Source organism: Bradyrhizobium sp. P5_C11_2 (assembly GCF_054049755.1).
Genome location: NZ_JBFULT010000528.1, coordinates 1 through 5,344, shown reverse-complemented (window position 1 = coordinate 5,344; position 5,344 = coordinate 1). Strand labels below are relative to the sequence as shown.

Annotated in this window: 6 protein-coding genes; 5 read left to right on the top strand and 1 reads right to left on the bottom strand. The window is 60.9% G+C overall.

Going from position 1 to position 5,344, the window contains the following annotated elements; all coding sequences use genetic code 11:
* The 3 genes from ACXJL8_RS33025 to ACXJL8_RS33015 form a co-directional block, all read left to right on the top strand.
* Nucleotides 1-339: acyl-CoA thioesterase (locus ACXJL8_RS33025; RefSeq protein ID WP_456686299.1), on the top strand; the 339-nt coding region annotated here is incomplete at its 5' end.
* On the top strand, nucleotides 336-1,043 hold the full coding sequence (locus tag ACXJL8_RS33020; protein ID WP_456617575.1) for a hypothetical protein: 708 nt from the start codon (nucleotides 336-338) through the stop codon (nucleotides 1,041-1,043). The genes ACXJL8_RS33025 and ACXJL8_RS33020, both read left to right, overlap by 4 nt.
* Nucleotides 1,044-1,345: 302 nt before the next feature.
* Nucleotides 1,346-2,899: a glycoside hydrolase family 17 protein gene (locus tag ACXJL8_RS33015; protein ID WP_456686298.1), complete on the top strand. Its 1,554-nt coding sequence runs from the start codon at nucleotides 1,346-1,348 to the stop codon at nucleotides 2,897-2,899.
* Nucleotides 2,900-3,150: 251 nt separating this feature from the next.
* On the opposite strand, the gene ACXJL8_RS33010 is transcribed toward ACXJL8_RS33015, so the two are convergent.
* A complete protein-coding gene (locus tag ACXJL8_RS33010; RefSeq protein ID WP_456617573.1) occupies nucleotides 3,151-3,852 on the bottom strand; it encodes an alpha/beta fold hydrolase in 702 nt (233 codons plus the stop codon).
* A gap of 164 nt (nucleotides 3,853-4,016) precedes the next feature.
* On the opposite strand from ACXJL8_RS33010, the gene ACXJL8_RS33005 reads away from it, so the two are divergent.
* Nucleotides 4,017-4,919: a LysR family transcriptional regulator gene (locus ACXJL8_RS33005; RefSeq protein ID WP_456617572.1), complete on the top strand. Its 903-nt coding sequence runs from the start codon at nucleotides 4,017-4,019 to the stop codon at nucleotides 4,917-4,919.
* 183 nt (nucleotides 4,920-5,102) lie between these two features.
* On the top strand, nucleotides 5,103-5,344 hold a 242-nt coding region (locus tag ACXJL8_RS33000), incomplete at its 3' end, for a dodecin family protein (protein ID WP_456686297.1).

Genomic DNA, 5,344 nt, shown 5'->3' with positions numbered 1-5,344 from the left:
GTCGAGGAATTCTGGGCGGCGATCGGCTTTCCATGGCCGGGATTGATCACGGTGCGGACGATCGGGACGCCCACGGTGCACCTGACCTGCGACTTTTCCCGGCCATCGAGATTCGGCGATCTCCTGACGTTCGGGCTCCGCATCGGCCGGGTGGGCGGATCATCTCTGCATTTGGAGCATATCGTCTCGGGCGCGGATGGCATGCGCTGGCGCGCCCGCCAGGTCCTTGCCGCGACCTCGCTGCTGGATCACCATGCGATCCCGTGGCCCGATGACATTCGCACCGCGCTCACGGCGCATCTGAGCCTGGGCGAGGGGGCCGAGGCAACGCCGGCATGATCTCGCTCTTCGTGACATTCTCCGATCGGGCAGGCGAACGGCGGATTCATCCCGACGAGGTTGCCGCCGCGGCAGAGTTGGTCGGATCGATCCCGGAGATGACCGAGGGCTTGCTGTTCACGCCGCTGGAGCAATCGGTCGATCATCCCTACAAGGCCGACGGCTCCGGCCCCGTGTTTGCGCTTCAACTGCGCTTTCCAGACCTGTTCGCCTGCGAGGCGGCGCTGGATTGCGGCGGCGTCCTTGCCGGCCTGGCGAAGGGGGCCGGGTTATCCGGCCTCGCCGGATTGGACGTCACGCACCAGGTGATGCTGACGCGCGCGTTTCCCGTCGACGTCGCCGCACATCCGGCAGGGGTGACAACGCCGTGCAGCTACCTCGTGCACTATCCCGGCCCGGCTGAAGACATGAACGCCTGGAACCTGCACTATCTCGAGCACCATCCGTCGATCATGCGGACTTTCCCGAACGTCCGCCAGATCGAGATCTACACCCGCATCGATTGGGTCGACCGGCTGCCGTCGCGGCGCGTCGAGCACATGCAGCGCAACAAGCTGGTGTTCGACAGCCCGGAGGCCCTCGCGCACGCGCTCGGCTCCGACGTGATCAAGCGCATGCGCGCAGACTTCGTCCAGTTCCCGCCGTTCGCAGGCGGCAACAAGCATTTTCCGATGCTGACGCAGGTGGTTCGGCCGAAGCCCTAGATGGCCGAGAACGTGAAAAAATATGGCGTGAGCCCGTACATTGAGACGGATCGCCATATGTCCGCTTTGGCGCCCATTTCAGACCCGCCCTGCGGTAGCATTAAGGCCTTCGTTGGATGTTGACTCGCCTCTTGCGGCACGGACGATCTGGCACCAGCTTTCACAGGTCAAGCAGGTAACGGCGGACGATTTCTGTTGTTGTCGGGTCACGACAACATGCCGGTTGACCGACGATCTCTACGTTGGAGGGTCGAACTATTTCGCTTCGCACGCCTCTGGCGCTTCTCCTCATATCCCTAGGTGTGATCGCCGCGGTGTGGTGGTGGCTGGCCATACCGATCAACTTGGCGCTCGCACCGATCGATCCGAATGCCAAACTGCAATGCATATCCTACGCGCCCTTCCGCAACAACCAAACGTCGGAGTCGCCGACACCAGTGCCGCGGGACCAGATCGCGGAAGATCTCGCCCAACTTGCCAAAATAACCCACTGTATCCGTACCTATGCGACGGATCTTGGTCTCGATCAGATCCCCGAACTTGCGTCCGAGGTGGGGCTGAAAGTCATTCAGGGAATTTGGCTCGATAGGGACCGACAGAAGAACGCGACGCAGATATCCACGGGCATACGCCTCGCCCGGCAATATCCGGAAACCATCACCGCACTCGTGGTCGGCAATGAGGTTCTGTTGCATCGGAAGATGACGCCTTCCGACCTTGCTGCCTTAATCCGCTCGGTCAAGGCACAAGTGCCGGTCCCCGTCACCTATTCCGACGTCTGGGAGTACTGGCTGCGCTATCGGGAGCTCGATGACGCCGTCGATTTCGTCACCGTTCATATCCTGCCATATTGGGAGAACGTCCCGGTCCCGGCGAAATCTGCCGCTGCTCACGTCGACGACGTCCGAAAGCAGGTAGCGTCGGCGTTTCCGGGAAAGGAAATCCTGATTGGAGAAACAGGTTGGCCGAGTGAAGGGCGGATGCGCGATTCGGCGCTACCGTCGCGCACCAATCAGGCGCGGGTGATCTCGGAGGTACTCGATCTTGCCCGGCGCGAGAATTTCCGCGTCAACCTGTTCGAGGCGTATGATGAATTGTGGAAGCATGAGTTCGAGGGCACCGTCGGCGGGTCGTGGGGCTTATTCGATTCCGCGCAGCGCATGCTGAAATATCCCCCCGGCATCCCCGTCAGCAATTATCCGCTCTGGAAACTGCAAATGAGCAGCGGAATGGCGCTGGCGATCCTGGTGTTCGGCGCTGCATGGCTGACCTCGCGCCGGAAGCTCTCGCAGCCCCGGCTCGTCTCCTGGTTTGCGGTCGGAATATCGGCAACCACCTCCGGAGTCCTGTTTGGGGTGGCCGCTCAAAAGATGTTCTATGAAAGCTACGACGCGGGCAGCTGGCTGCTGTGGGGCGCACTTCTGGTGGCGGCAACTGCCTCGCCGCTGTTCGGCGCCAACGCCCTGATGTCCGGGCGCGCACCGCCCACATTTCTGGAATTGCTGGGTCCGAAAGACGACCGGACCCCATCGGGGCTGGCGATCATGCACGGATTGATCTTGATCGTAACCATCGTGATCGGCACGGCGACTGCGCTGGGCTTTATGTTTGACCCGCGCGAAAAGGATTTTCCCTTTGCGGCCCTCACTATGGCGGCAGTCCCCTTTGCGGCTATGACGCAGCTCAATCGCCCCAAGAAGGGAATCCGCCCCATGGCGGAAGCGATATTTGCCGGCGTATTCCTGGTGGCAGCCATCTATGCGGCGCTTAGCGAAGGACCGGACAATTGGCAGTCGCTGTGGACTTGTGCTGCCTATATACTGCTTGCGGTTACGCTGTGGCGGGCGCGCGCTTGAGAAAACCTGGCCGGCCGACTTCCGTTTTGGGGGCAAGTGCGTCGATCCAGGCATATCCGCAACCATGCCGACCAGGCGGGTTAATGGGGGCTACCATCGCTCATAGATGCTCCCGAAAGAATCGCACGACGCTTGCGTCGAACTCGCGGTGAAAGGCCGCCCCGTCGGCTACTGAACACCTGCCCATGAACAAGAGAGGTCGCCTCGCGAGCGACCTCTCCTTCGTGTACGGCAATGTATGCTTCTTGCGATCAGCTTTTTTGAACGGCGGCCGCGGCTTTGCGGATCACGTCGATAACCACATTTGGCTGGGAGAGCATCGGCACGTGGCTGCTCGCCACCTCGGTGACGGTCGCTCCCATGCGCTTCGAGACCCAGCGTTGCAGATCCGGATGCACCGTGTGGTCTTGCGTGGCCAGAACGTACCAGCTCGGCTTCGATCTCCACGCGATCTTGTCGGCGCTGAGCTTCTGTTGCTGGAACAGATTGTAGACGGGCGCATAGTGGGTGGCCCACACCAGCTTCTGGTCTTCTTTGGAGAGGTCTCCGGCAAAGAATTCGGTGCCGTTCGGAAGCATCCAGGCACGCCCGTCTGCGACCTCGACGCGAGAGAAGATGTCCGACGGATACTTGTCGAGCTGGTCCTGTACGGTCTCGCCGGCATCCGGGGCGACCGCTGCAATGTAGACGAGGCCAACCACGCGCTCATCGGTCCCCGCGCCCGTGATGGTGGCGCCTCCATACGAATGACCGACGAGGAGGACCGGGCTGCCGACACGATTAAGCGTGCGCTTGACCGTCGCAAGGTCCTCTTCGTAGGAGTCCAGACCATATTGAACGGCGATGACCTCGTAACCATCAGCCTGCAACGCAGGAATGACTTTGCTGAAACAAGAACCATCGGCCCAGATGCCGTGGCAGAAAACGATCGTCGGCTTGGTTTGCGCAGGCATACTGCATTCCCTTTTTCTTGCATGAGCTTGAGCGATGGAGGGCATGTTGGAAGGCCTAGAGCGCGGCTGCCAGGGATCCCCCCCATTGCGAGGCTCAACCTATTCGGTCATAAATGACCGAATAGGTGGGTTTCGTTCGGTTCTTTCGTGATCAGAAGTCCGGAATGACGACGATTTTGGAAAGAACAGCCGGTCTGCTGGCCTTCGTGCGGACGGTTGATACGGGTTCTTTCGCGGGCGCCGCGAGGCTCATTGGCGCCAGTCCTTCAGCCGTATCGAAAAGCGTCGCGCGCCTCGAGCAACGTCTCGGTGTACGCTTGCTGCAGCGCTCGACGCGCACGCTCAGCCCGACGTCCGAAGGCGCCGCTTATTATGAGCATGTTGCCCCCCATTTGCGCGCGATCGAGGAAGCCGATGACATCGTGCAGGCTCCGGGCAACGTGCGTGGCGTGCTTCGGGTCACCGTGCCGAGTACGTTCGGACGTCCGTTGATCTCTGCATGGGCGGGCTCGTTCCTGGAACGCTATCCAGACATCAAGCTCGACCTCAGCGTCACGGACCGCCGTGTCGATCTCATTCGCGAGGGTTTCGACCTCGCGGTCAGAATTGGCGAATTGGAAGACACGAACCTGATCGGTCGCTCGTTGGGTGTCCTGCAATATGTTCTGGGCGCATCGCCGGAATACCTTCAGCGCCGGGGAGTTCCGCGGTCGATCGACGATCTCAGGCAGCATGCCTGCCTTCGCCACCTGCTCGGCGGCCGGCCGCAAGCATTCGCTTTTGCGGACGGCACCCGGGTCATCCCCAATGGCCCCTTCGATAGCGACGATGCCCAGTCGTTGATTGAGGCGGTCGTCAAGGGCGTTGGCATCACCCAGTTCATGCGCATCGCAATCGAGGACGAGCTTGCCGCCGGACGATTGAATGTCGTGCTGCCGGAGATACCGATGTTCACCACGCCGGTCTTCGTCCTGCACGCGTTCGGACGGCAACTCCCCCTGCGAGCCCGCCTGTTCATCGATTTTCTTGTCGAGGCCTTGGGCGTGTCGCGCAATTCGTCGCTCTGAACTTTCGGAATTGGCCAGAAGCGCGGTCGAGCATAGATCGGCCGCCACGAATACCTGACGACGACTTGATCGTGCTGCGGCTTCGGGCCAAAAGCCGCCATCCCCGCCAGATGCGGTTTGTCCTTATCGGGCCCCCGGGCGACGTCCGAGACCGTATCGCGTCGTATCGGCGCCGATATCCTGATGCTAGATTTCACAACGGCAGGGAGCACCTGCTTCCTGCTTCAGACCGAACGGGAGGACGACATGCCTGATAGCGTCTACAAGGTCATTGAACTGATCGGTACCAGCAACGACTCATGGGAGAAGGCGGCCGCTAATGCGGTCGGGCAAGCTGCAAAATCTCTCCGGGATCTTCGCATTGCAGAGGTCGTCAAACTCGACATGCAACTGGATGAGAAGGGAAAAATAGAGGCCTATCGCGC

Excerpts from the sequence above, each read along its gene's own strand:
- ACXJL8_RS33005 (WP_456617572.1), top strand. The coding sequence starts at position 4,017 with ATGACGACGATTTTGGAAAGAACAGCCGGTCTGCTGGCCTTCGTGCGG.
- ACXJL8_RS33010 (WP_456617573.1), bottom strand. The coding sequence starts at position 3,852 with ATGCCTGCGCAAACCAAGCCGACGATCGTTTTCTGCCACGGCATCTGG.
- ACXJL8_RS33020 (WP_456617575.1), top strand. The coding sequence starts at position 336 with ATGATCTCGCTCTTCGTGACATTCTCCGATCGGGCAGGCGAACGGCGG.